Genomic DNA, 25,086 nt, shown 5'->3' with positions numbered 1-25,086 from the left:
ATCACACCATGTCAAAAAATATCGGTCCTGAATACGTCCGCGCCATCGCTCCTTACCAGAGCGGCAAACCGATCGCCGAAGTTGCGCGTGAATTCGGCCTCGACGAAGCGGCCATCGTCAAGCTGGCCTCGAATGAAAACCCGTACGGCATGCCGGACTCGGCCAAGCAGGCGATGATCGCCGCCATCGATGACCTGGGCCGCTACCCGGACGCCAACGGCTTTGACCTGAAAGCCGTGCTGTCGCAGCGTTATGACGTGCCGGCCGACTGGATCACACTGGGCAACGGCAGTAACGATATCCTGGAAATCGCCGCCCACGCCTTTGTGCAGCACGGCCAGGCCGTGGTCTATTCACAGTACTCGTTTGCCGTGTATGCACTGGCCACGCAAGGCCTGGGCGCGCGCCATATTGTGGTGCCGGCGCAAGCCTATGGCCATGACCTCGACGCGATGGCGGCCGCGATTACCGACGATACGCGTCTGCTGTTTATCGCCAACCCGAACAACCCGACCGGCACCTTCCTGTCCGCCGCGCAGATCGAAGCGTTTTTGCAGAAAGTGCCGCAGCACCTGGTGGTGGTGCTGGACGAAGCCTATAACGAGTTCCTGTCGGCCGAAGACCAGTACGAATCGACCGCCTGGGTGCGCCAGCACCCGAACCTGGTGGTGTCGCGCACCCTGTCGAAAGCCTATGGCCTCGCTGGCCTGCGCGTGGGGTTTGCCATCGCCCAGCCGGCACTGACCGACCTGATGAACCGCATCCGCCAGCCCTTTAACGTGAATTCGATGGCGCAGGTGGCCGCGATTGCCGCCCTGAACGACAAGGAGTTCCTGGAAAAAAGCGCGCGCAACAACGCCGCCGGCTACCAGCAGTTTACGCAAGCGTTCGACGCGCTGGGCCTGGAATATGTGCCGTCGCATGGCAATTTCGTGCTGGTCAAGGTCGGTGATGACGACGAAGCGGGCGCGCGTGTCAACCTTGCGCTGCTGAAGCAGGGCGTGATCGTGCGCCCGGTCGGCAGCTATGGCTTGCCGCAATGGCTGCGCATTTCCATCGGCCTGCCGCAGGAAAACGCCATCTTTATCGCCGCGCTGACGAAAGCGCTGGCTTGAAGCAGATGCTGACGCCTGTATTGAACAAGGTTGTCATCTTTGGCGTGGGGCTGATTGGCGGCTCGTTTGCGCGTGCCTTGAAGCATGCAGGTGCGGTGCACACGGTGGTTGGCATCGGCCGCTCGCAGGCGTCGATGGCGCGCGCCCTGGAACTGGGCATTATCGACGTGGTGGGCGGTGACATGGCGCAAGCCCTGGACGGTGCCGACCTGGTGCTGCTGGCGGCGCCCGTGGCGCAGACCGGCACCATCCTGGCGTCGATTGCACCGCATCTGCAACCGGCCACCATCGTCACCGACGCGGGCAGCACCAAGAGCGACGTGGTGGCGGCGGCGCGCGCGGCATTGAAGGGCAAGGTGGCGCAGTTCGTGCCCGGCCACCCGATCGCCGGGCGCGAAACGAATGGCCCCGACGCGGCCATTGTCGATCTGTACCAGGGCAAGAAAGTGGTGCTCACGCCGCTGGCGGAAAACCGCGCACAGGACGTGGACAAGGTGGCTGCCGCCTGGCGCGCCTGCGGCGCCATTTTGCACACCCTGAGCCCGGAAGAGCACGACAAGGTGTTTGCCGCCGTCAGCCATCTGCCGCATCTGCTGGCCTTTGCGCTGGTAGACGATATCGCCAACAAGCCGCACGCCGGTTTGCTGTTCCAGTACGCGGCCAGCGGCTTTCGCGACTTCACGCGTATTGCCGGCTCGTCGCCCGAAATGTGGCGCGATATCAGCCTGGCCAACCAGCCGGCGCTGCTGGCCGAGCTCGATTCCTATATGGCGCAGCTGGCCGCCTTGCGCGCGCATCTGGCAGCCCATGATGGCAAGGCAATTGAACAGGTCTACGCCAGCGCCCAGCACGCGCGCCAGCAATGGATAGAGGCGATCGAGACGGCCGAAGTGCCGGCCGCGCCCACACAATAAATAAAGGATACCCGCATGACCCAGACCAAACACTATCCCCACCATATCGATCTGAAACCGGTGATGCACGTCGAGGGCACGGTGCGCCTGCCCGGCTCGAAAAGCATCTCGAACCGCGTGCTGCTGCTGGCCGCGCTGGCCAGGGGCACGACCAAAATCGTCGACCTGCTCGCTTCCGACGACACTTTCGTCATGCTGACCGCATTGACCTCGCTGGGCGTGAAATGGACCCAGAATGAACTCGATCTGAATGCGGACGCAGCCAGCTTGCACCAGGTGCACCATGTACAGGGTTGCGGCGGCGTGTTGCCGAATCACGAAGCGGATCTGTTCATGGGCAACGCCGGCACGGCGATCCGCCCGCTGACGGCGGCGCTGGCCGTGATCGGCGGCGATTACACGCTGCATGGCGTGTCGCGCATGCACGAGCGCCCGATCGGCGACCTGGTCGACGCCTTGAACGCTGTCGGCACGCAGATCGAGTACACGGGCGAGCACGGCTTTCCGCCGCTGCGCATCCGCCGTGGCCATATCCACGCCCAGCGCATCGCCGTGCGCGGCAATGTGTCGAGCCAGTTCCTGACAGCCCTGTTGATGGTGGCGCCTTTGATGGCGCGCGACCATGCGGTGACCATCGATGTCACTGGCGAACTGATTTCGAAACCGTATATCGAGATCACCCTGAACCTGATGCAGCGCTTCGGCGTGACGGTCGAGCATGACGGCTGGCAGTCGTTCACGGTACAGCCGGGCCAGCAGTATCAAAGCCCGGGCACCATCCACGTCGAAGGCGATGCTTCCTCGGCGTCGTACTTTCTGGCCGCTGGTGCCATCGGTGGCGGCCCGGTACGGGTCGAAGGCGTGGGGCGCGACAGCATCCAGGGCGACGTGCGTTTCGTTGAAGCGCTGCAGCAGATGGGCGCGACGATTACCATGGGCGAAAACTGGATCGAGGCGCGCTCAAACGGCCCTTTGAAGGCGGTCGACATGGACTTCAACCATATTCCCGATGCCGCCATGACGATCGCGGTGGCCGCGCTGTATGCGGACGGCACCAGCACGCTGCGCAATATCGCCAGCTGGCGCGTGAAAGAGACCGACCGCCTGTCGGCTATGGCGACCGAGTTGCGCAAACTCGGTGCAGAAGTGGAAGAGGGCGCCGACTATCTGCGCGTGACGCCGCCGGCTGAAATTGCCGCCGCCACCATCGACACCTATGACGACCACCGCATGGCGATGTGCTTTTCGCTGGCCTCGCTCGACGGCGCCGCCCGGCGCGGCAACGCCATGCGCATCAATGACCCGAAATGCGTGGCCAAGACCTTCCCCGAGTATTTCGCCACGTTTGCGGGGATAGCCAGGGATAGTCTGATCTAACCGCAGGCAAATTCCGGGGTCAGACCCGCCGGGTCTGACCCAGCTTTACTCTGATTGATACAACTATGTCTACATCCCATATCCCAGTCATCACCATCGACGGCCCCACTGCTTCAGGCAAGGGCACGGTGGCCCACCGCGTGGCCGACAAGCTCGGCTTTCATTATCTCGATTCGGGCGCCTTGTACCGGCTGACGGCCCTGACAGCCCTGCGCCGCGGTACCGACCTGCGCGACGAGCACGCGCTGGCCAAGCTGGCCGAACATCTGCCTTGCCACTTTGCCAATGGCGAGATCCTGCTGGCGCATGAAAACGTCACCGAGCAGATCCGCGCCGAAGAGGTCGGCAATACGGCGTCGAAGATTGCCGTGCTGCCTACCGTGCGCCATGCGCTGGTCAGCCTGCAGCTGGGTTTTCGCAAGACGCCGGGTCTGGTGGCCGACGGGCGCGACATGGGCACGGTGATCTTTCCGCATGCCACGCTGAAAGTGTTTTTGACGGCCAGCGCCGAGGCGCGTGCGCAACGCCGATATAAGCAATTGATAGACAAGGGTTTTTCTGCTACTATGGAAGACCTTCTGATGGATTTGCAGGCGCGGGACGAACGTGATACTCACCGTGCGATTGCGCCTCTGGCTCCCGCAGAAGGGGCGCATATCCTCGATACCTCGGCCATGACGGCAGATGTTGCTGTCGAAACCGTGCTGAAATGGTATGCAGCTGCAGCAAAAATAGCCTGATGTTCAGCTATGTGGTGCCCGTTGACGGCTCCTGGCCTGTCCGGGTGTGTCAAAAACCTAACCCAGTTTAAGTCGCATGGTGCGATCTCTGCTGGCTAACTTGTGTAAACCCTATGTCTACTGTTACAACTAACGAATCTACCGGTATGGAAAGTTTTGCTGCGCTCTTCGAGGAATCGTTGTCGCGTCAAGATATGCGCTCCGGCGAAGTTATTTCCGCTGAAGTCGTGCGCCTCGACCACAATTTCGTGATCGTTAACGCCGGCCTCAAATCCGAAGCATTCATCCCTGTCGAAGAATTCAAGAACGACCACGGCGAACTGGAAGTCAAAGTTGGTGACTTCGTTTCCGTGGCGATCGAATCGCTGGAAAATGGTTTCGGCGATACCATCCTGTCGCGCGATAAAGCCAAGCGTCTGGCTTCGTGGCTGGCTCTGGAAAAAGCGATGGAATCGGGCGAGATCGTCGTCGGTACCGTCAATGGCAAAGTCAAAGGCGGCCTGACCGTCCTGACCAACGGCATCCGCGCATTCCTGCCGGGTTCGCTGGTTGACACCCGCCCAGTGAAAGATACCACCCCATTCGAAGGCAAGACCCTCGAATTCAAGGTCATCAAACTGGACCGCAAGCGTAACAACGTGGTTCTGTCGCGTCGCGCTGTCATCGAAGCTTCGATGGGCGAAGAGCGTCAGAAACTGATGGAAACGCTGAAAGAAGGCACGGTCGTGACCGGCGTCGTCAAAAATATCACCGACTACGGCGCGTTCGTGGATCTGGGCGGTATCGATGGTCTGCTGCACATCACCGACCTGGCATGGCGCCGTGTACGTCACCCGTCGGAAGTTCTGACGGTTGGCCAGGAAATCACCGCCAAAGTCCTGAAATACGATCAAGAGAAAAACCGTGTTTCGCTGGGCGTAAAACAACTGGGCGACGATCCTTGGACCGGTCTGTCCCGTCGTTACCCACAAAGCACCCGTCTGTTCGGTAAAGTAACGAACCTGACCGACTACGGCGCATTCGTGGAAGTGGAACAAGGTATCGAAGGTCTGGTACACGTTTCCGAAATGGACTGGACGAACAAAAACGTTGCTCCTAACAAAGTTGTCCAACTGGGCGACGAAGTAGAAGTAATGGTTCTGGAAATCGACGAAGAGCGTCGTCGTATTTCGCTGGGCATGAAACAGTGCAAAGCCAATCCATGGGACGACTTCGGTGTTACCCATAAAAAAGGTGACAAAGTCCGCGGCGCGATCAAATCGATCACCGACTTCGGCGTGTTCATCGGCCTGGCCGGCAACATCGACGGTCTGGTGCACCTGTCCGACCTGTCCTGGACCGAAACCGGCGAAGAAGCCGTGCGTCGCTTCAAGAAAGGTGACGAACTGGAAGCCATCGTTCTGGCCATCGACGTTGAGCGCGAGCGTGTTTCCCTGGGTGTCAAGCAACTGGAAGGTGACCCATTCAACAACTTCGCAGCCATGAACGACAAAGGCTCGCTGGTAACCGGTACCGTTAAATCGGTTGAGCCTAAAGGCGCCGTGATCCAACTGTCCGAAGAAGTTGAAGGCTACCTGCGCGCTTCCGAAATCTCGCGCGACCGCGTTGAAGATGCTGGTACGCACCTGAAAGTCGGCGACACCGTTGAAGCAATGGTGCTGAACATCGACCGCAAAGCCCGTGGTATCCAACTGTCGATCAAAGCGAAAGACAATGTTGAAACCCAGGAAGCAATGCAGAAGATGGCAGCTACCGACAACAACGCAGCTTCGGGCACCACCAGCCTGGGCGCCTTGTTGAAAGCCAAGTTCGATAACAAGAACTAAGACTGCGGAAACCGGCAGATGACAAAATCCGAGCTGATCAACCGCCTGGCCGAGCGTTATTCTCAGCTGGTGGCGAAAGATGCGGAGTATGCCGTCAAGACCATTCTCGATGCGATGACCAACGCCCTGGCGACCGGCCAGCGCATCGAGATCCGCGGTTTTGGCAGTTTTGCCCTGAACAGCCGGCCACCGCGCATCGGCCGCAACCCGAAGTCGGGCGACAAGGTGATGGTGCCTGAAAAACGGGTACCCCACTTCAAGCCGGGCAAACAGTTGCGCGAGCGCGTGGACGCGATGGTCGGCCAGCCGATCATCGAGGATTAATCGTCTGCTGGAAGGCGGAAAATAAAGAGCGGCATCCTTGGATGCCGCTTTTTTTTTGCTATGATGTCGAAGCTCTGTGCCATGTGGCACGAACACCGTTTGTATTGCCGTTTCTCTCTGTCTGGACCTATCGATGAAAATCATCTCCACCATCGTTGGCTGTGTTCTTTTCGTCCTGTTCTTCGGCTTTGCGCTGAAGAATGTGCAGGTGGTCGACCTGCATCTGTTCCTCAATTATGAAATCCGTGGCCCGCTGGTGCTGATGCTGCTGGGCTTTTTTGTCGCAGGTGCGAGCCTGGGCGTACTGGCCCTGACGCCGACCGTGTTCCGTCACCGCCGTGAAGCGAGCCGGCAAAAAACCACGATCGCTGCGCTGCACGCCGTCGGCACGTCTGCCAATGTACAGCCGCAACCGGACGGCGTCAGCGCCCAATCCTGAGCGCCACTGTCTTTCCGTTTTTCCCTCTTATACGAATAAAAACTATCGCATGGAATTTGAATTCTGGTGGCTCCTGGGCATCCCCCTGTTTTTCGCACTGGGCTGGATCGCCGCACGCGTCGATATCCATCAACTGGTGTCGGAATCGCGCAGCCTGCCGCGCAATTATTTCAAGGGCTTGAATTTCCTGCTCACCGAACAGCATGACAAGGCGATCGACGCGTTTATCGAAATCGTCAAGCTCGACCCCGAATCGGCCGATATGCACTTTGCGCTCGGTAACCTGTTTCGCCGCCGTGGCGAGACCGAACGCGCCATCCGCGTCCACCAGAATCTGCTGGCGCGCCCGGATCTGCCGCAGGAACAGCAGGTGCACGCCGCCTATGAGCTGGGCATGGACTACCTGAAAGCGGGCCTGCTGGACCGTGCCGAAGAAACCTTCAATGGCCTGGTAGAAACCCAATACGCGGTGCAGGCACGCCGCGCGCTGCTGGAAATCTTCCAGCGTGAAAAGGAATGGCCACGCGCCATCGAAGCGGCGCTGGGCTTGCAGGAATCGGGCGCCGGTGCGCGCCAGAAGGAAATCGCGCAATTCTATTGCGAACTGGCGCATGACGCTCTGGTGCATCTGAAGCCGGACGAAGCCATGCCGCTGCTCGAAAAAGCCCTGCAGACCGACCGCAAGAGCGTGCGCGCCACGATATTGACGGGCGACGTGTTGCTGGCGCGCGGTGATGTGGAAGAGGCGATCATGGCCTGGCGCCGGGTCGAGCAGCAAAGCGTGCCGCACGTCGCGCTGGTGGCGCAGCGCCTGATGGATGGCTACACCAGGGTGGGCCGCCCGCAGGAGGGCATCAACCTGTTGCGTTCCTACCTGGAAGAAGCGTCGTCGATCGACCTGATCGAGGTGGTGTTCAAGGCGGTGCTGGACCTGGACGGCGTCGATGCCGCCAAGCTGCTGGTGAGCGCCGAACTGCGCCGCACGCCAACCCTGCTGGGCCTGGACAAGCTGCTCGAAGCACGCATGATGGATGCGCCGGCAGCCGTCCTGTCGGAACTGGCGATGGTGAAAAATCTGGTGCACGGCTATACGCAGAAGCTGGCCCGCTACCAGTGCAGCCACTGCGGCTTCAAGGCGCGCCAGTTCTACTGGCATTGCCCCGGCTGCAACAAGTGGGAAACCTACCCTCCGCGCCGCACCGAAGAATTGAACGTCATGAACTGATACCTACACGTCACCTTGCCCACAGCAATGTGGCGTGTAATTCCATGCAAGACCTGCTTTTTATCCATACGGTACAACCATGAAAATTACCATTATCGGCACCGGCTATGTCGGCCTTGTCACCGGCGCCTGCCTGGCCGAGTTGGGCAACGACGTTTTTTGCCTCGATCTCGACGCGAAAAAAGTCGAGCTGCTCAACAACGGCGGCATCCCCATCCATGAACCTGGCCTGGAAGAAGTCGTGTCGCGCAACCGCGCTGCCGGCCGCCTGACCTTTTCCACCGACGTGGAAGCGGCCGCCCACCATGGCGTGCTGCAGTTCATTGCCGTTGGCACGCCGCCCGACGAGGATGGCTCGGCCGACCTGCAATACGTGCTGGCCGCCGCGCGCGGCATTGGCAAGTACATGAAGGAATACAAGGTCATCGTCGACAAGTCGACCGTGCCGGTCGGCACCGCAGAAAAAGTGCGCGCCGCGATCCAGGCCGAACTGGACTTGCGCGCCACCTACGCCACCTTCTCGGTCGCCTCGAACCCGGAATTTCTGAAGGAAGGCGCGGCTGTCGAAGACTTCATGCGGCCCGACCGCATCGTGATCGGTGTCGACACCACGCCGGAAGGCGAGCGCGCGCGTGACCTGCTGCGCACCCTGTATGCACCGTTCAACCGCAACCGCGAACGCACTTACTGGATGGATGTGCGCTCGGCCGAGTTCACCAAGTACGCCGCCAACGCCATGCTGGCCACGCGCATCTCGTTCATGAATGAACTGGCCAACCTGGCCGACAAGGTTGGTGTCGATATCGAAGCGGTGCGCCGTGGCGTCGGTTCCGACCCGCGCATCGGCTACAGCTTCCTGTACGCTGGCTGCGGCTATGGCGGCTCGTGCTTCCCGAAAGACGTGCAGGCGCTCGAGCGCACGGCGCGCGGCCACGGCCAGGAGCTGCTGATACTGCGCGCCGTCGAAGCGGTGAACGACCGGCAAAAGCATATCCTCGGCAGCAAGGTCGTCAGCCGCTTCGGCAACGACCTGGCCGGCCGCCACTTCGCCATCTGGGGCCTGGCCTTCAAGCCCAACACGGATGATATGCGCGAAGCGTCGGCGCGCGTGCTGCTGGCCGACCTGCTCTCGCGCGGCGCCACGGTGGCCGTGTATGACCCGGTGGCGATGGCGGAAGCGCAGCGGGTGCTGCAACTGGACCTGGTGCCGGAGCAACTGGCCCGTATCCGCTATGCCGACAGCCCGGCCGACACCCTGCTGGACGCCGATGCGCTGGTGATCGTCACGGAATGGAAGGCCTTCCGCAGTCCCGACTTCGAGCTGATCAAGAAGCGCCTGAAGCAGCCGGTGATCTTTGACGGCCGCAACCTGTACGAACCGGACATCATGCAGGCCTGCGGCATCGAATACCACGGCATCGGCCGCTCGCTCCAGGTGCCGGCATGAGCGCGCACGAGGTGGCATTGACCGCGTCCGACAGCCTGGCCAAAGTGCGCCTGATGGTGGTGGGCGACGTGATGCTGGACCGTTACTGGTTTGGCGACGTCAGCCGCATTTCGCCGGAAGCGCCGGTGCCCATCGTGCGCATCGAGAAGCGCGAAGAGCGCCTTGGTGGCGCGGCCAACGTGGCGCGCAATGCGGCTGCGCTGGGTGCGCAGACCAGTTTGCTGGGCGTGGTCGGCGACGACGAGGCCGGCAGCCAGGTCGAGCGTCTGCTGGGCGAGGACGGCATACGCAGCCACTTGCAGCGCGATGCGGCCATTTCCACCATCATCAAGCTGCGCGTGATCGGCCGCCAGCAGCAGATGCTGCGCATCGATTTCGAGGATGCGCCCAGCGATACGGTGCTGCGCGACAAGCTCAAGCAGTTCAATACTCTGCTGCCCGACTGCGACGTGGTGATTTTGTCCGACTACGCCAAGGGCAGCCTGGTGAATGTGGCGGACATGATCAAGGCGGCGCGTGCGGCCGGCAAGATCGTGATGGTGGATCCGAAAGGCGACGATTTTTCGCGCTACGCGGGTGCGTCAGTGCTGACTCCGAACAAATCGGAGCTGCGCCGTATCATTGGCAACTGGAGCACGGAAGAGCAGCTGACCGAGCGTGCCCAGCAGATGCGCTCGCAGCTGGGCCTGGACGCCTTGCTGCTGACCCGTTCGGAAGAGGGCATGAGCTTGTACACCGCCGATGAAGTGCTGCACATGCCGACCGACGCGCGCGAAGTGTTCGATGTGTCCGGCGCCGGTGACACCGTGATCGCCACCATGGCCGCCATGCTGGGCGCCGGCATGAACCTGGGCGACGCCGTGCGCACGGCCAACCGCGCCGGCGGCATCGTGGTGGGCAAGCTGGGCACGGCCACCGTCACGCGCGCGGAACTGTTCCCGCAATAAATCTTCCTCACCATCTGCGCCAGTTCGCTTGATCTGGCGCAGCTCTTCCTCTGTGCATCCTCCGCCGGGCCATGCCGCGTTCGCTACACTGTCATCACGGCCAGGCGCTGTCGTGTCAGCCGTTTCAGTGTTCTTCAACCACACTACGGAGATTTCCCCATGTTTAAACAACTTGTTATGGCCGTGGCAACCCTGGCCGCGACGATGGGCCTGGCCATGGCCCAGGTAGACGTCAACAAGGCCGACCAGGCCGCGCTCGACAGTGTCAAGGGCATCGGCCCGGCCACCTCGAAAGCCATCATCGATGAGCGCGCCAAGGGACCTTACAAGGACTGGGCAGACTTTGAAACCCGGGTCAAGGGCATCGGCCCGAAAAGCGCTATCAAGTTGTCCGAGGCGGGCTTGCAGATCAACGGCCAGGGCAAGCAAGGTGCAGCGGCACCAGCCAATGTGAAGAAAGATGCGAAGCTGGCCGAGAAGAAATAGTCCACTGCTGGTCCTGTCTGCGCCGGCCAATGAGCGACTTCCATGGCAAGCGTGCCGACATTATGTTGACCGAAGAATGCATGTGCGGCGTGAACAGTGCGAAAATGCCTGCCATAACTATCTTCAGGAGACACAATGAACAGGATGTTGACAGGCATGGCGGCAAGCTTGCTGTGCGGCGTGACGGTGGCCGCTGAAGCACCGGCCACGGCCGCAGCGGCGCAGGACCCGCTGCAGCCGGCCATCGCGCAGGTCGTGGCCGGCATTTCGCCGCAGCGCATCGAAGGCTATGTGCATAAGCTGGTCAGTTTCGAGACGCGCCATACCATGTCCGATACCGTGTCCGACACGCGCGGCATCGGCGCGGCGCGGCGCTGGATCAAGGCCGAACTGGAGCGTTGCGGCGCGCAGGCGGGCGGGCGGCTGCAGGTGGCGTTTGACAGCCATGTGACGCCGGTGTCGAAACGCATCTCGCGCCCGACCGAGATCGTCAACGTGGTGGCAACGTTGCCCGGCAGCGACCCGCAGTCGGCGCAGCGCATCTATGTAGTCAGCGGCCACTACGATTCGCGTGCCACCGATGTGATGGACGCCAGCGGCAAGGCGCCGGGCGCCAACGACGATGCCTCCGGCACGGCGGCCGTGATCGAAATGGCGTGCGTGATGGCGCGCCAGCAGTTCGATGCAACGCTGGTATTCATGGCGGTGGCGGCTGAAGAGCAGGGGCTGCTCGGCTCCGGCCACTGGGCGCAGCAGGCAAAAATGAAACAGCTCAATATTGCCGGCATGCTCAACAACGACATCATCGGCAGTTCGCGCGCCGACGACGGTACCGTCGATGGCGGCCAGGTGCGCCTGTTTGCCGAAGGCATCCCGGCCGTCAGGGAAATGAGCGACGGCGTGCGCGGCCTGGTGGCCACCGGTGGCGAAAACGATTCCATTTCGCGCCAGCTGGCGCGCCATGTGAAACAGATCGGGGAACGCTATGTGCCGGGTTTCAAGGTCAACGTGATACAGCGCGCCGACCGCTACCTGCGCGGCGGCGACCATATGCCATTTCTGGCGCAAGGCTATGCGGCGCTGCGCTTTACCGAGCCGAACGAGGATTTCGCGCACCAGCACCAGGATGTGCGCGTGGAAAACGGCGTGCAGTATGGCGACCTGCCGCAATTCGTCGACTACGATTACGTGGCCAAAGTAGCGCGCGTCAACGCCGCCGCGCTGGCCTCGCTGGCGCTGGCGCCGGCCGCGCCGGCCCAGGTGCAGGTACGTACAGACAAACTGGAAAACGCCACCACGCTGGTGTGGCAGGCGAACACGGAACCGGACCTGGCCGGCTACCGCGTGGTCTGGCGCGCCACCACGGCCGACCAGTGGCAGGGCGCGCAGGACGTAGGCAATGTGACGCAGGCGCGGCTGGCGCTGTCGAAAGATAACTACTTCTTTGGCGTCCAGGCGATAGACCGCGATGGCAATGTCAGCGTGGCTAGCTACCCGATGCCGCTGCGCTGATCAGTCGGTGGCGGCTGCCGGCAGGCGTGCCAGGAAGCTGTGGATCTGCGATACCACGGCCGCGCCTTCACCGACGGCGGCCGCCACCCGCTTGGTCGAGCCGGCGCGCACGTCGCCAATCGCAAACACGCCCGGCACGCTGGTTTCCAGTGCGGCCCGGTCTGGCAGCTCGGCCGGCGAGATCGGTTTGTCGCCGAGCTTGCTGCACTCGGCGCGCGTGACGTCGAAGCCGGTGCGGATAAAGCCCTGGGCATCGACCGCCACCGCGCAGTCTTGCAGCCAATCCGTATTCGGGTCGGCGCCGACGAACAGGAACACGCGGCGCACGGCGCAATCGGCTTCCTCGCCCGTTTGATTGTTGCGCCAGCGCACTTCGCTCAAGCCATCGTCATCGCCTTCGAGCGCGATGATTTCCGTGTGCGTGTGCAAGGTGATATTCGGCGTGGCGGCGATGCGCTCGATCAGATAAGTCGACATGCTGGCAGCGAGCCCGGCGCCACGGATCACCATATGGACCTTGGCGGCGTGGCCGGACAGGAACACGGCCGCCTGCCCTGCCGAATTGCCGCCGCCCACCAGGACGATTTCCTCCTGGCGGCACAGCTTGGCTTCGATCGGCGAGGCCCAGTAATAGATGCCGCGTCCTTCATAGGTCTTCAGGTTGGCCAGTGAAGGGCGGCGGTAGCGCGCACCGCACGACAGCACGACGGTGCGGGCACGCACGGTGACGCCATCAGACAAGGTCAGGCGCAGCGGCCAGCCATCGCAATCGAGCCTGGCGGCGTTGGCCGGAGTGGCCACTTCGACGCCGAATTTTTGCGCCTGCACGTAAGCGCGCCCGGCCAGTGCGCGGCCAGAGATACCGGTCGGAAAGCCAAGATAGTTTTCGATGCGGGCACTGGCGCCGGCCTGGCCGCCATAGGCGCGCTGTTCCAGTGCCAGCACCGACAAGCCTTCCGAGGCCGCATACACGGCCGTGGCCAGGCCAGCCGGACCGGCGCCCACCACCAGCACGTCGAAAATCTTGTCGCCGGACAGGTCGGGCAGCATGCCCAGGCAGCGGCCTATTTCTGCGATGCCGGGGTTTTTCATCACGTTGCCGTCGGGGCAGACTACCAGCGGCCATTCTTCCGCCGTCGGCTGGTAGCGCGTGCGCAGGGCGCTGGCGGCCGTGTCGCTGTCCGGATCGAGCACGGTGTGCGGATGGCCGTTGCTGGTCAAAAAACTTTGCAGATGGAACATATTGGCATTGCCGCGTGGCCCCACCAGCACCGGCCCACCCGAGTTCGATTCGATCAGGCCGACGCGGCGCAAGATCAGCGCGCGCACGATGCGTTCGCCCATTTCCGCTTCCGCCACCAGCAAGGCGCGCAAGGATTCCGAGCTGACCTCCAGCAATTGCACCGCGCCCACGGCCACGCCGTTGACCAGGGTCGGCCGTCCCGACAGCTGCGCCACCTCGGCGATGAAGTGGCCCCGGCCTATCTCGCGCAGCAACGTGTCCTGGCCCATGACTTCATGGCGCGTGACGGCGACCCGTCCCGACAAAATGACCAGCATGCCGAAGCTGCTGTTGCCCGCCTGGAACAAGGTAGCGTCATCGGCAAAGTGTTTGACCTTGCCGTAGCGCTGCAGGCGTTCGAGCTCAGCGTCGTTGAAGACGGGCGAAATCTGGTGGCTACGGCCCCGCAGGTCCAGGGTATTGGCCTGGTGCTGATCGTCCGGCGTGGCTTCGGGGATGAATTCGGGTGCGCTGCTGTGCATGACTGATCCGTCTGGTGGAGAGTGAATAAGCAAATAAGAAAAATAACTGATGCCGGCAAGTCTAGCGCAAGCCTGCGCCGCGTGCCGAAAGCCTGCCGTGCGGCAGCGAAAAATCGCTGAAAGCAAGCAACCATGCGGCCCGGCGCGGTGCTTGCTGCCGCTGCCGCGCTGCTGGCCGTTCGCTGCCATCAGCGACACGCGGCCCTGCTTCTCATATTAGAATGGGTCTTTGTTGATTACGCGAAGCGACACGATGGCTTACAAGACACTTGAAGATACGATAGGCAATACTCCGCTGGTACAGCTGACGCGTTTGCCCGGCGCTGACGCGCTTGCGCGCAACAACGTTATCCTGGGCAAACTGGAAGGCAACAACCCGGCCGGTTCCGTCAAGGACCGCGCCGCCATGTCCATGCTCAAGCGTGCCGAAGAGCGCGGCCAGATCAAGCCGGGCGACACCCTGATCGAAGCGACCAGCGGCAATACCGGCATTGCGCTGGCCATGGCCGCTGCGTTGCGCGGCTACAAGATGGTGCTGCTGATGCCGGACAACCTGAGCGTCGAGCGCCGCCAGAGCATGGCCGCGTACGGCGCCAGCATCTTGCTCACCCCCAAGACCGGCGGCATGGAATATGCGCGCGACCTGGCCGAGCAGATGCAGAAAGACGGCCGCGGCATTATTCTCGACCAGTTCGGCAATGAAGACAATTCGCGTGCCCACTATGAAAGCACGGGGCCGGAAATCTGGCGCGACACGGAAGGACGGGTCACGCATTTTGTGAGCGCGATGGGCACCACAGGCACCATCATGGGCGTGTCGCGCTATCTGAAGGAACAGAACCCGGCGATCCAGATCATCGGCGCGCAGCCGGAAGAGGGCTCGCAAATTCCAGGCATCCGCAAATGGCCGGAAGCGTATTTGCCGAAAATCTACGACAAGACGCGCGTCGACCAGATCGAATACGTGAGCCAGGGCGTGGCTGAACGCATGGCGCGCAGCCTGGCGGCGGAAGAGGGCTTGTTCTGCGGTATTTCAGCGGCTGGCGCCTGCGAAATCGCGCTGCGCATTTCGCAAACGGTAGAGAATGCGACCATCGTGTTTGTCGTCTGCGACCGAGGAGACAGATATTTGTCGACGGGCGTGTTTCCGGCATAAGGTGTGATTCAGGTCGGCCAGAACGGCCTGGACATACGGTGGTAAAAATACCCCCTCCCCGGGCGGGGAGGGAAAACCTGCGGAACTGGCAGGATCAGCCTTGTGGCGTTTCGCCTTCTTTCGGCTTGAATTGCTTGTCGCTGATGCGGAATTTGTTGCGACGGTCACCCATCAGGTAGCGCAGGTCACGAATGCTCAGATCGCTCACTTCGTGCATGCGGATCAGCAGCGAAGCGCCGACCGGCAGGCGGTGGTGGCGGATTTTGCTGATGACTGGCGGCGCCACTTCAAGTGCGCGGGACAGGGCTGCGTCATTTTTCAGGCGCAGGTTTTCGATCAGGGTGTCGAGCAATCTGTTTGGGTTGTACTGCAACAGATCGTCGGAGTCCGAATCGCTGTTCATATCAATGCCGACTTGATTAGTCATGATGTTGTTTGTTCCTTCTGTAGTTGCACTGCAAAGTAAAAACACTCGGAGCTCGCTCTTGCTGCGTTCATGTTCATTCTTTACTTAAAGGAACGAATTCACACACGGTACGATCCGGGATACAGGTTTTCATGATGAATACACAATTGTACAGCAGGATTTAGTTTCACGTTAGAAAGTGTGACAATCGTGTGACGCCTGTGATTTTTGTTGTCTTGCTGCAACAGCCATGTATTCTTTATCATTTACATGATAGACCAAAAATTGTACTTTGACAAAAGTTAAGTGAAAAACCATTTCCAATTTTAGTGCTCTCGGATCGCTGGCGAGCTCAGCGAGCGCGATGTTGATCGGTGCACCATAAACCGGTTCCGGAGCCGCTACAATCGCGCTTACGCTTTCTTACAAGTAACATTATAACTTTACACGGAGTTCAGGTTAGCGAGCGCGCGCTTCGCTGACAGCCCTTCCCAGATCGATGACAGACATGGCATAGAAGTAACTTCTGTTGTATTGAGTTATAGCAAAGAAGTTATTGCTTGCCAAGCTGTACTCTGTTGCTTCTGATCCATTTTGCAAGTCGATCAAACCGTACAACATGTTCTGTGGCGCTGTCGCCACGCTGGTCACGCCAGCCTGTTGCAGCTCTGCCAGAGTGAATTTTGCTTCCAGTCCCTGGCCGAGGAATTTTTCCCAGGCGCGGTTGGGCGAGACGCTCACCGGATACACGCTGGTGGCCGGGTCGCCGCGTTTCCAGCCATGTTCGACCAGGAAATGGGCCACGCTGCCGATCGCGTCGGCAGTCGAGTTGCGCAGGTCGATATGACTATCACCATCGAAGTCCACCGCATATTTCATGATGCTGCTGGGCATGAACTGCGGCAGGCCGATGGCGCCTGCATAAGAGCCGAGCAGGGTCAGCGGATCGATGCCATCCTTGCGCGCAAACAGCAGTGCGTTTTCCAGTTCGCCCTTGAAATAGGCCATGCGCGCCGTCCGGTTCGGGCTTTCCGGGTAGGAAAACGCCAGGGTGGTCAGCGCGTCGAGCACGCGGAAGCGCCCCGTATTGCGGCCATACACGGTTTCCACGCCGATAATGCCGACGATGATATTGGCCGGCACGCCATACTCGCGTTCGGCGCGCGCCAGCGCTTCGGCATTTTCCTGCCAAAACCTGACGCCGGCATTGATGCGCACCGGTTCGATAAAACGCGCGCTGTAGGCTTGCCAGTTCTTCGGCTTGCCAGGCGGCGCAGGTTTCATCAGTTGCACCGTGGTGTCCACATAGCGCACCTTGCCGATCAGGACATCGAGTTCGGCGCGGTCAAAACCGTGCCTGGAGGCCATGTCATCGAGAAAGGCACGCACTTCGGTCCAGTTGGCGTAGTTGACGAACTCGCCTTCGAAGTCAAACTTGGCGGGCGCCTTTTTGGCGGCAGCTTTGTTGCTGCCCTGTTTCGCGGCCTGGATCGCCCGCGCACGGTCGGCGGCGGAAATCTGGCTGTTTTGCGCCGCATGAGTCATGGAAGAGCCGGCCAGCAGCAGGGACATCAACAGGGACGACAGGGCGGCGGAGGTGGTCGGGGTAGTGGTAGGCAAGAAGCGTCTCATCGGCATAGTGTTAACAGGCGGCGCAGTTCGCGCCGCGCACGGGTGTGTTCGTCTGGGCTGGCGTTACCATACTTCATCGCGGCATAGATAGCCAGAAAGCGCGCCATCGCATCGTGTGCGCGCGGCGAGGCCGGGCTGGCCGCCAGTCGTGCAGCATAACCGTGCGGCCCTTCGTGCGGCGCACGGCTGTGTCCGCGACGCGCCTGCAGGCGGCAAAAGCGCGCATATAACTGGTCGAGCGCGGCGCCCGGATGCCGGCCTGGCCGTTGCTGCCACCACAGCAGGGCGCCGGCCGTCGCTGCCAGTGCGGCCAGCAGCGCGCAAGCAGCCGCGACCTGCCTGGCCTGCAGCGCCAGCACGGCATCGAACAGGGCGCGCTGGCGCTCGGGCGTGTAATCGATTACCCAGCGTTGCCAGCCCTGTTCGGCCCGCTGCCAGGCATGGTTCAAGCTTTGCAGCGGGCGCCAGCCGCCGGCCTGCGCTGGCGCGGCCGGCAATGCTGCGTCCAGGTTGCGCTCGGTGCGCATCGGTGCCACCTGGCTGGTCGGGTCGATGCGTACCCAGCCTTGATCCGGCAGCCAGACTTCGCTCCAGGCATGGGCGTCGGACTGGCGCACCGTGATCGACCTTGCCGTATCGTCGCGCAAGCCGCCCTGGTAGCCGGTCACCACGCGTGCCGGGATGGCCATGGCGCGCATCAGCACGACAAAGCTGCCCGCATAGTGTTCGCAAAAGCCGGCCCGGGTACGGAACAGGAAGTCGTCCACGCCGTCCTTGCCCAGCAGCGGTGGCTGCAAGGTGTAGCGGAACGGCGCCTGGCGAAAGTGGGCCAGCACGGCGGCAATCGCCGCCTGCTGCGTGGGCTGGCCGGCGCGCAACTGCCGCGCCCAGGCCAGGCTGCGCGGATTGGCGCCCGGTGGCAGCGCCAGCCATGGTTGTTTTTGTTGCGGCGTCAGCTGCGCCTGCAGCCGGTAGCGTATCTGCGAACTGGCGCGGTAGCGCACGGCGCTGGAGATGGGCTGGACGGTCAGCAGTTCCAGCGCCGGCGACACCACATAGGGGTTGCCGGGCAGGCGCTGTATGCTGCGCGGCAAGTCCAGCGCAAAGATGCGCCGCTGGCCGCTGGGCAACAGATCGACCTGGTAGTCGAGGCGTTCGCCGGCCAGCACGATATCGATCTTGCCTGGCGTCCCGGACGCGGCGCTGCGGGTCCAAGTGGCGCCGTCGTAGTCGCCCAACACCACGCCGCGCCAGTACAGCGCGCCTTGCGGCGGCAGCGCCGTGGTGAAATGCGCCGTGAAGACGGGATCGTTGGAGCGGGCCAGTTGCGCGATCGCGCCCGGCTGCATGCTGTCGGACAAGCCCGTCATGCCTTGGGTACCCATGCCGGCCTTGCCCCAGAGCGGACTGGCCAGGCGCGGCATCATGAAAAACAGCAGCGCCGAGAGCGGCAGGGCCAGCGCCAGCAAGCGGCCCAGCAAGCGCAGGCGTGCCGGCCAGCGCGGTTGGACGGGGCCAAAGTGAAACGACAGCAGGGCCGCCAGCAGCACGATCAAGGTGGCCAGCATCCAGACCGCACTGAGCAGGCCCTGGGCATGGAAGAAATTGGCCAATAGCAAAAAAAAGCAGATAAAGACCAGCACGAACACATCGCGCCGTCCATGCATTTCCAGCGATTTCAGCGACAGCAGCAGGGCCAGCATGGCCACGCCGGGATCGCGTCCGAGCAAGCTGCCGTAGCTGAGATGCACGCCACTGATGGCCAGCATGGCCAGCAGCATCAGCCAGCCCAGCGGCGGCTGGCGCTTGTTGCCCACGGCCAGCGCCGCGCGCCACAGCAGCGGCACGGCCATGGCCACCGACAGCCACGGCGGGAAATGCCCGGCATGCGGCGCCAGCACCATGGCCACCGCCAGGAGCAGCAACAATATGTCAGCCCGCTCGCGCGGCAAATCACGCAGCCAGCGCATCATGAAGCCTGCGGCAATGATGGCTGCGAAAGGCCGTGCAGCGCCAGTGCGCGCAGGCAGGCGTCCAGGTGAAACGAACCCTGGCCAGGCGCGATCAGCGTCTGCTCCAGGCGCAGGCCGTACGGCAGGTGCAGGCTATCGGCCTCCAGCACCCAGGCGCACAGGCGCGACAGCCGCGCTTCGATATCCAGTTGCGGCGGCAGGGTGGCGTAGTCAAGCAGCAAGTCATCGTGGTGCTGGCCGCCATCGAGGTCCTGGAACTGCTTGCTGTATAAATGTTCGTCATCGTGGCGGGCGATATGGCGCCAGGCCAGGCGCCGCAGCGGGTCGCCGCTCCGGTAGGCGGCGACGCCCGTCAGTTCCGCTTGCTGCAAGTGGGGCGCAGCGAGGCTGGCCGGCAGCGCAGGCGCCGCTGCTTCCGGGCGCGGATACACCAGCACCCGCGCTTCCGGCTGCCAGTGGCACCAGGCGTGGAACAGGCCCAGCGGAAAGTTGCTCGACAGTCGCACGGTGGGCGCCTGCAGCCAGCCCCGTGCGCCGGCGGGCAGCAGCACGCTGACGCTGGCGGCGCCGCCGGCGTCGACGTCGACCAATTCAGGCGCCGCCTGCGGCAGGGCCGCCACCACCGCGATTGCATGGCGCGCGCGGGCGCTGCGGTTGACCAGGCGCAGTTCGAAGCGGGCATTGCCGCCAGCGGCCACCATCGCGCCCGGCGTGGCCGACAGCGCCAGGCCGGCCAGGTTGCGGCTGGCAAACAGCATGTCGGTGATGGCGCAGGCGACGGCGAACCAAGTCAGCGCATGGCCCAGGGCCAGCTGGTAATTGACGGCGGCGATCCACAGCGCCAGCAGCAGCAAGGCGAACGCCAGGCCGGCGCGCGAGGGCCGGATATGCACGCGGTGCGCGCCCAGCCAGGGGCGCGTGGGCAACAGGGAAGCGAGCCGCATCGTGTCAGGCAGGCGTGGCCAGCAGCAATTGCCGCAGCAGCGCAGCGCTGCTCTGGCCGCCTTGCCTTGGCCGCAGCCGGTGCGCGCAGACGGGCAGCAGCACGGCTTGCACATCGTCGGGCGTGACGTGGTCGCGTCCGGCCAGCGCTGCCCAGGCGCGCGATGCCTGCAGCAGGGCCAGCGCGGCGCGCGGGCTCAGGCCTTCGGCAAACAGCTCGCCGCTGCGCGTGGCGTGCACCAGCGCCAGCACATAGTCGGCCAGCACGCCGGAAACGTGAAGCTGGCGCAGCGCCGCCTGCATCGCCAGCAGTTGCACAGGCTGCATCACCGGCGCCATCGACTGCAGCATGGCGCGCCGGTCCAGCCCCAGCAGCAGGGCGCGTTCGGCAGCCGCATCCGGGTAGCCCAGGGTAAGGCACATCAGGAAACGGTCCAGCTGCGATTCGGGCAGTGGAAAAGTGCCGGCCTGGTGCTGGCTGTTCTGCGTGGCGATCACGAAGAAGGGCTGCGGCAGCGCATGGGTGACGCCGTCCAGGCTGACCTGCCGCTCTTCCATCGCTTCAAGCAGGCCGGACTGGGTTTTGGGTGTGGCGCGGTTGATCTCGTCGGCCAGCAGCACTTGCGTGAACAGGGGGCCGGGATGGAAGACGAAGCTGGCGCTGGCGCGGTCGTAGATCGACATGCCGGCCACGTCGGCCGGCAGCAGGTCGCTGGTAAATTGCTGGCGCTTCCATTGCAGGCCCAGCGACATGGCCAGCGCGTGGGCCAGCGTGGTCTTGCCGACGCCGGGCACATCTTCGATCAGCAAATGGCCGCCGGCCAGCAGGCAGGCCAGCGCCTGGCGTATCTGCAAATCCTTGCCGACAATCACCTCGCCGACCTGGCGCGCGGCCTCGTGTAATGTTGAAAACATGGAACCCCTGTCGTGGTACTGGTAATTATTTAATGTGCAATCGCCAGCTGCGGTCAAATCCTGCACCTGTCACCGCGCCCGCGCGCCGCCTGTCCGTGGTAGATTATGCGATCGAGACCGTGGCGGCGCGGGCCAGTCTGTGATTTTACCCGCGTGGACAGAGACAAAGCGAACAAGTACAAAGAATGAGCACAGCTATTTATACCCACCCCGATTGCCAGCGCCATGAAATGGGTGACTGGCATCCCGAATCACCGGCACGCTTGCAGGCCATCAGCGACCAACTGATCCTGGCCCATATCAGCGACCTGGTCGAACACCGTACGGGCGCCTGCGCGCAGCTGTCCGATATCGAGCGCAACCACAGCGCCACTGCCATCAGCCTGGTGCGCGACAATCTGCCGGCGCCGGGCGACTACTATCCGCTTGACGGCGATACCCTGCTCAACGCGTACAGCTACCAGGCGGCGCTGGCGGCGGCCGGTGCGGCCGTTTCCGCCACCGACGCCGTGATCGATGGCGAGATCTCCAACGCCTTCTGCGCCATCCGTCCGCCCGGCCACCATGCGCGGCCCAGCGAACCGATGGGTTTCTGCCTGTTCAACAATATCGCCATCGCCGCCAAGCATGCGCTCGACGTGCGCGGCCTGGAGCGGGTCGCCATCGTCGACTTCGACGTGCACCATGGCAATGGCACGGCCGAATCGGTGGCGCACGATCCGCGCATCCTGATGGTGAGTTTTTTCCAGCACCCGTTTTATCCCTACAGCGATGTCGAGTCCTATACCGACACGCGGGTCAACGTGCCGGTGCCGGCCCGCTCGAAGGGCGACGTGGTGCGCCAGCTGGTGCTCGATCACTGGCTGCCGGCATTGCATCGCCAGCGGCCGCAGATGGTGTTCATTTCCGCCGGTTTCGACGCCCACCGTGAAGACGAGGTGGGCGGCATGGGCCTGGTCGAGGCGGACTACAGCTGGCTGACGCAGCAGATGATGGCGGTGGCCGAGCAGTATGGCGAAGGGCGCATTGTCAGCTGCCTGGAGGGCGGCTACAACCTGTCGTCGCTGGGGCGCAGCGTGGCCGCGCACGTCAAAGCCCTGGCCGAACTTTAGTTACAAGGTTTTAAGCGGTGGCGTGGCGGCGTGTTCCTCGTCGACATAGCTGAAGGTCAGCAAGGCATCGTCATTCCATCTGCTGTCGTGCAAGGGCGGCGTATAGCGGTTGCGGTCCTCGCTCAAGGGAAGGTTCGCGCTGCGTTCCCCCGAGCGCAACAGCACGCCGCTCAAGGTGCGTCCGGCCGGATACGGCACGTTGATCATGGCCGAATGGCAGGGCCCGCCCGCCAGCTTGAACAGGTTGCGGCGCATGAACGGCAAGGCGTCCTGTTCCACCGCCCAGCGCACCTCGCATTCCAGGCGCAAGTCGCCCAGGCGGCGTACATTGGCCGGCAGGCCAGGCGTGACGATATTCGGGCGCCAGCGCACCGTGCTGCGTTTCTTGTTGCTGACCAGGTCGGCATTCGCATCATAGGCTGTCTTGTCACGCGCCAGGGCAAACGTGCCGTCGCTGGCAAGGGGGATGGCGACCGACAGATTGTCCGCTTCCAGGCGCAAGGCCACGTCCGCCATCGAAACGGCCGGCGTGGCGGCCATCAGCTTGAAACGCAGCGGCGCGGTGGGCGCCAGGCGCTGATGGTCGGCGTAGGCATCGAGGCCCTTGACCATGGTGCGGTACGGTTGCAGGTCCGGATCGCGCATGGCGCGTACATCGATGACCTGCGCGGCGCTACTGTCTTGCGGCGTGCTGGCGTCTTGCGCATGGGCAGGTAGCAGGCAGGCGGCGAACAGGACAAGCAAGGGCAGGCGGGCAAATGGCATGGGTCGGTCGGGCTCAGGGGCGGGAGGTGGGCGGCAGGCCCAAGAATGCGGATGGTAGCATTATGGTTAGCATGGAATTATCACCAATTGTCTCGTTTCACGCCCGATAGCATGTGTGGGCGCCGGTAAACCGGACGCTGCGCCGTCAACCACGTAAAATAGCGGATTGACTGAACGATTCTGAAGGCAAGAGCATGGCGATACAATGGTACCCAGGACATATGAACGCGGCCCGCAAGAAAGCGGCCGAGACCATGGAAAACACCGACCTGGTGATTGAAGTGGTCGATGCGCGCCTGCCGGCAGCCAGCTGCAATCCCATGGTGGACGAGCTGCGCCTGTTCCGCCAGCGTCCTTGCCTGAAGATCCTCAACAAGACCGACCTGGCCGACCCGGCCGCGACCGCCGCCTGGGTGGCGTATTTCAACGCCCAGGAAGGCGTGACCGCGTATGCGATGACGACCAAGAAGCCCGGCGACGTGGCGCGCATACCGGAGCTGGCCAGGTCGCTGGCGCCGCACCGCGGCGTGCCGACGAAGCCGCTGCGCATCATGATCATGGGCATCCCCAACGTGGGCAAGTCGACCCTGATGAATGCGCTGCTGAAAAAACGCGTGGCCAAAGTCGGCGATGAGCCGGCTGTGACGAAAATGCAGCAAAAGCTGTACCTCGACAAGAACACCATCCTGGTCGACACGCCCGGCATGCTGTGGCCGAAGATCGCCATCCCCAGCGACGGCCTGATGCTGGCGGCCAGTCACGCGATCGGCTCGAACGCGCTGATCGAGGAAGAAGTGGCAGTATTCCTGGCCGAGGAATTATTGAAGCGCTATCCTGATCTGCTGGCCGCCCGCTACGGCACCAGGACCGGCGAAGTCGACGCCATCGGCGTGGTCGAAGGCATTGCGGCCAAGCGCGGCTTTCGCATCAAGGGCGGCGACTACGATTTCGAAAAAGCCTCGCACACCCTGCTGCTGGACTATCGCAGCGGCATCCTGGGACGCATCTCGCTGGAAACGCCGGACACGCGCGCGGCCTTGTTGGCCCAGCATGCGGCCGAGATGGCCGAAAAAGCGGCGGTAGCGGCAGCGATCGCTGCTGAAAAAGCCAAGAACGCTACACGCGGCAAGCGCGGAACCTGAAGTCTGGGGTCAGCCCTCAAAGCTGCTAACTCAGAAGCTTGCGCTAACGGGCGAGGGGGCCTGACCCCGGCCGTTGCTTGCTTTACCAATGGTCTGCCCCCCCCCGGCCGTTACGCTGCCTGGCCAAACCTGAAACTGGAAACCGCCAGCGCGCCAAAAAAATCATCCTCGTGGTACACCACCTGTGCTATCTCGTGCTCGGCCGCGCCCAGCGCCACCATCAAGGGCAGCAGATGGTCTTCGCGCGGATGGGCCTGACGCGCGGCGGGAGCCTGGTCCCAGGCCAGCAATTGCGCCAGCCGTTCGGCCGGCGGCAAGGCCATGGCGTGGCGCAGCCAGGCGTCGAACTGCTGCGAGGCAACCGCGCCTGCCGGGCCGAACTGGCGCAGATTATGGTAAGACAAGCCGCTACCCAGTATCAGCACGCCCTGCTGGCGCAGGCTGGCCAGGGCGCGCCCCACCTCGACGTGGGTCAGCACGTCGTAGCCGTGCTTCAGCGACAGTTGCACCAGAGGCATGTCGGCTTGCGGGTAGATCGGGAACAGGGCGCTGAAAGTGCCATGATCAAAACCACGTTCATGGTCGAGGCGGGCCGGGTGGCCGGCAGCGTCGAGCAGGGTTTTCACCTGCGCCGCCAGTTCGGGCGCGCCGGGCGCCGGATACCGGATCTGATAGGTGTGCGCCGGAAAGCCCGAGTAATCGTAGATCATGCCGGGCTGAGGGCTGGCCGAGACCAGAAATTGCGGTCCTTCCCAGTGCGCCGTCACCACCAGCACGGCTTTGGGACGTGTGCCGAGCTGGCGCGGAATATCCTGCAGCGACGCTTCGAGCACATCGTAGCACCCGCCGAACTGATCTTTCATGAACGGCCACGGGCCGCCGCCGTGCGACAAAAAATAAGTGGGGAAAGCAGGGCTGGTCATGGCG

Annotated in this window: 23 protein-coding genes; 15 read left to right on the top strand and 8 right to left on the bottom strand. The window is 62.8% G+C overall.

What is annotated here, in order from left to right; genetic code table 11:
* Nucleotides 1–8 precede the first annotated feature (8 nt).
* The 12 genes from hisC to ACQ4WM_RS11120 all read left to right on the top strand — a co-directional run bounded on the left by hisC (nucleotide 9) and on the right by ACQ4WM_RS11120 (nucleotide 12,352).
* Nucleotides 9–1,115, top strand: a complete 1,107-nt coding sequence (hisC, locus tag ACQ4WM_RS11175) for a histidinol-phosphate transaminase (protein ID WP_436546747.1) — start codon at nucleotides 9–11, stop codon at nucleotides 1,113–1,115.
* A 5-nt stretch (nucleotides 1,116–1,120) separates the two neighbouring features.
* On the top strand, nucleotides 1,121–2,029 hold the full coding sequence (locus ACQ4WM_RS11170; RefSeq protein WP_436547031.1) for a prephenate dehydrogenase: 909 nt from the start codon (nucleotides 1,121–1,123) through the stop codon (nucleotides 2,027–2,029).
* Between the two features lie 15 nt (nucleotides 2,030–2,044).
* Entirely contained in the window at nucleotides 2,045–3,406 is a 1,362-nt protein-coding gene (gene aroA / locus ACQ4WM_RS11165; protein ID WP_436546746.1) for a 3-phosphoshikimate 1-carboxyvinyltransferase, read from the top strand.
* Nucleotides 3,407–3,471: 65 nt separating this feature from the next.
* On the top strand, nucleotides 3,472–4,146 hold the full coding sequence (gene cmk / locus ACQ4WM_RS11160) for a (d)CMP kinase (protein ID WP_436546745.1): 675 nt from the start codon (nucleotides 3,472–3,474) through the stop codon (nucleotides 4,144–4,146).
* A gap of 113 nt (nucleotides 4,147–4,259) precedes the next feature.
* On the top strand, nucleotides 4,260–5,972 hold the full coding sequence (rpsA, locus tag ACQ4WM_RS11155; protein ID WP_071650172.1) for a 30S ribosomal protein S1: 1,713 nt from the start codon (nucleotides 4,260–4,262) through the stop codon (nucleotides 5,970–5,972).
* 18 nt (nucleotides 5,973–5,990) lie between these two features.
* On the top strand, nucleotides 5,991–6,296 hold the full coding sequence (locus tag ACQ4WM_RS11150) for an integration host factor subunit beta (RefSeq protein ID WP_008446215.1): 306 nt from the start codon (nucleotides 5,991–5,993) through the stop codon (nucleotides 6,294–6,296).
* A gap of 133 nt (nucleotides 6,297–6,429) precedes the next feature.
* The gene (locus tag ACQ4WM_RS11145; RefSeq protein ID WP_436546744.1) at nucleotides 6,430–6,735 is read left to right on the top strand and encodes a LapA family protein; all 306 of its coding nucleotides are present in this window, start codon (nucleotides 6,430–6,432) and stop codon (nucleotides 6,733–6,735) included.
* Nucleotides 6,736–6,784: 49 nt separating this feature from the next.
* Complete coding sequence (gene lapB, locus ACQ4WM_RS11140; protein WP_436546743.1) at nucleotides 6,785–7,960, top strand: lipopolysaccharide assembly protein LapB; 1,176 nt, start codon at nucleotides 6,785–6,787, stop codon at nucleotides 7,958–7,960.
* Nucleotides 7,961–8,039: 79 nt separating this feature from the next.
* A complete protein-coding gene (locus ACQ4WM_RS11135) occupies nucleotides 8,040–9,407 on the top strand; it encodes a UDP-glucose dehydrogenase family protein (RefSeq protein WP_436546742.1) in 1,368 nt (455 codons plus the stop codon).
* The gene (gene rfaE1 / locus ACQ4WM_RS11130; protein ID WP_436546741.1) at nucleotides 9,404–10,354 is read left to right on the top strand and encodes a D-glycero-beta-D-manno-heptose-7-phosphate kinase; all 951 of its coding nucleotides are present in this window, start codon (nucleotides 9,404–9,406) and stop codon (nucleotides 10,352–10,354) included. The genes ACQ4WM_RS11135 and rfaE1 overlap by 4 nt, the downstream gene beginning before the upstream one ends.
* Before the next feature lie 159 nt (nucleotides 10,355–10,513).
* Complete coding sequence (locus tag ACQ4WM_RS11125) at nucleotides 10,514–10,840, top strand: ComEA family DNA-binding protein (protein ID WP_436546740.1); 327 nt, start codon at nucleotides 10,514–10,516, stop codon at nucleotides 10,838–10,840.
* Nucleotides 10,841–10,975: 135 nt separating this feature from the next.
* Nucleotides 10,976–12,352, top strand: coding sequence for a M20/M25/M40 family metallo-hydrolase (locus ACQ4WM_RS11120; protein WP_436546739.1), 1,377 nt, complete (start codon nucleotides 10,976–10,978; stop codon nucleotides 12,350–12,352).
* Here ACQ4WM_RS11120 and ACQ4WM_RS11115 read toward each other — a convergent pair whose 3' ends face one another.
* Nucleotides 12,353–14,116, bottom strand: coding sequence for an FAD-dependent oxidoreductase (locus tag ACQ4WM_RS11115; protein ID WP_436546738.1), 1,764 nt, complete (start codon nucleotides 14,114–14,116; stop codon nucleotides 12,353–12,355). It lies immediately after the preceding gene.
* A 253-nt stretch (nucleotides 14,117–14,369) separates the two neighbouring features.
* Between ACQ4WM_RS11115 and cysM the strand changes: the two genes are divergently transcribed.
* Nucleotides 14,370–15,272, top strand: a complete 903-nt coding sequence (gene cysM / locus ACQ4WM_RS11110) for a cysteine synthase CysM (protein ID WP_436546737.1) — start codon at nucleotides 14,370–14,372, stop codon at nucleotides 15,270–15,272.
* 94 nt (nucleotides 15,273–15,366) lie between these two features.
* Here the strand turns inward: cysM and ACQ4WM_RS11105 are convergent, their stop codons facing one another.
* The 5 genes from ACQ4WM_RS11105 to ACQ4WM_RS11085 form a co-directional block, all read right to left on the bottom strand.
* The gene (locus ACQ4WM_RS11105) at nucleotides 15,367–15,699 is read right to left on the bottom strand and encodes a hypothetical protein (RefSeq protein ID WP_034751784.1); all 333 of its coding nucleotides are present in this window, start codon (nucleotides 15,697–15,699) and stop codon (nucleotides 15,367–15,369) included.
* A 438-nt stretch (nucleotides 15,700–16,137) separates the two neighbouring features.
* On the bottom strand, nucleotides 16,138–17,250 hold the full coding sequence (gene mltB / locus ACQ4WM_RS11100; protein ID WP_436547030.1) for a lytic murein transglycosylase B: 1,113 nt from the start codon (nucleotides 17,248–17,250) through the stop codon (nucleotides 16,138–16,140).
* A gap of 56 nt (nucleotides 17,251–17,306) precedes the next feature.
* Complete coding sequence (locus ACQ4WM_RS11095) at nucleotides 17,307–19,283, bottom strand: transglutaminase TgpA family protein (RefSeq protein ID WP_436546736.1); 1,977 nt, start codon at nucleotides 19,281–19,283, stop codon at nucleotides 17,307–17,309.
* The gene (locus tag ACQ4WM_RS11090; RefSeq protein ID WP_436546735.1) at nucleotides 19,280–20,227 is read right to left on the bottom strand and encodes a DUF58 domain-containing protein; all 948 of its coding nucleotides are present in this window, start codon (nucleotides 20,225–20,227) and stop codon (nucleotides 19,280–19,282) included. Before ACQ4WM_RS11090 ends, ACQ4WM_RS11095 begins: the two co-directional genes overlap by 4 nt.
* A 4-nt stretch (nucleotides 20,228–20,231) precedes the next feature.
* Nucleotides 20,232–21,140 carry an AAA family ATPase gene (locus ACQ4WM_RS11085; protein WP_436546734.1) on the bottom strand — a complete coding sequence of 303 codons (909 nt, stop codon included), beginning with the start codon at nucleotides 21,138–21,140 and terminating at the stop codon, nucleotides 20,232–20,234.
* A 185-nt stretch (nucleotides 21,141–21,325) separates the two neighbouring features.
* On the opposite strand from ACQ4WM_RS11085, the gene ACQ4WM_RS11080 reads away from it, so the two are divergent.
* Nucleotides 21,326–22,252 carry a histone deacetylase family protein gene (locus ACQ4WM_RS11080; RefSeq protein WP_436546733.1) on the top strand — a complete coding sequence of 309 codons (927 nt, stop codon included), beginning with the start codon at nucleotides 21,326–21,328 and terminating at the stop codon, nucleotides 22,250–22,252.
* Here the strand turns inward: ACQ4WM_RS11080 and ACQ4WM_RS11075 are convergent, their stop codons facing one another.
* On the bottom strand, nucleotides 22,253–23,017 hold the full coding sequence (locus tag ACQ4WM_RS11075) for a hypothetical protein (protein WP_436546732.1): 765 nt from the start codon (nucleotides 23,015–23,017) through the stop codon (nucleotides 22,253–22,255).
* Nucleotides 23,018–23,211: 194 nt separating this feature from the next.
* On the opposite strand from ACQ4WM_RS11075, the gene ylqF reads away from it, so the two are divergent.
* Nucleotides 23,212–24,159 (top strand): ribosome biogenesis GTPase YlqF, encoded by a 948-nt coding sequence (gene ylqF, locus ACQ4WM_RS11070; protein WP_436546731.1) that lies wholly within the window; start codon nucleotides 23,212–23,214, stop codon nucleotides 24,157–24,159.
* Between the two features lie 110 nt (nucleotides 24,160–24,269).
* Here the strand turns inward: ylqF and ACQ4WM_RS11065 are convergent, their stop codons facing one another.
* Complete coding sequence (locus ACQ4WM_RS11065; RefSeq protein ID WP_436546730.1) at nucleotides 24,270–25,082, bottom strand: DODA-type extradiol aromatic ring-opening family dioxygenase; 813 nt, start codon at nucleotides 25,080–25,082, stop codon at nucleotides 24,270–24,272.
* Between the last annotated feature and the right edge of the window lie 4 nt (nucleotides 25,083–25,086).

The organism is Janthinobacterium longum, assembly GCF_051380735.1.
Classification (GTDB): domain Bacteria; phylum Pseudomonadota; class Gammaproteobacteria; order Burkholderiales; family Burkholderiaceae_D; genus Janthinobacterium.
The sequence above is the reverse complement of the archived record's forward strand: the minus strand, read 5'-3'. Positions and strand labels throughout refer to the sequence as shown.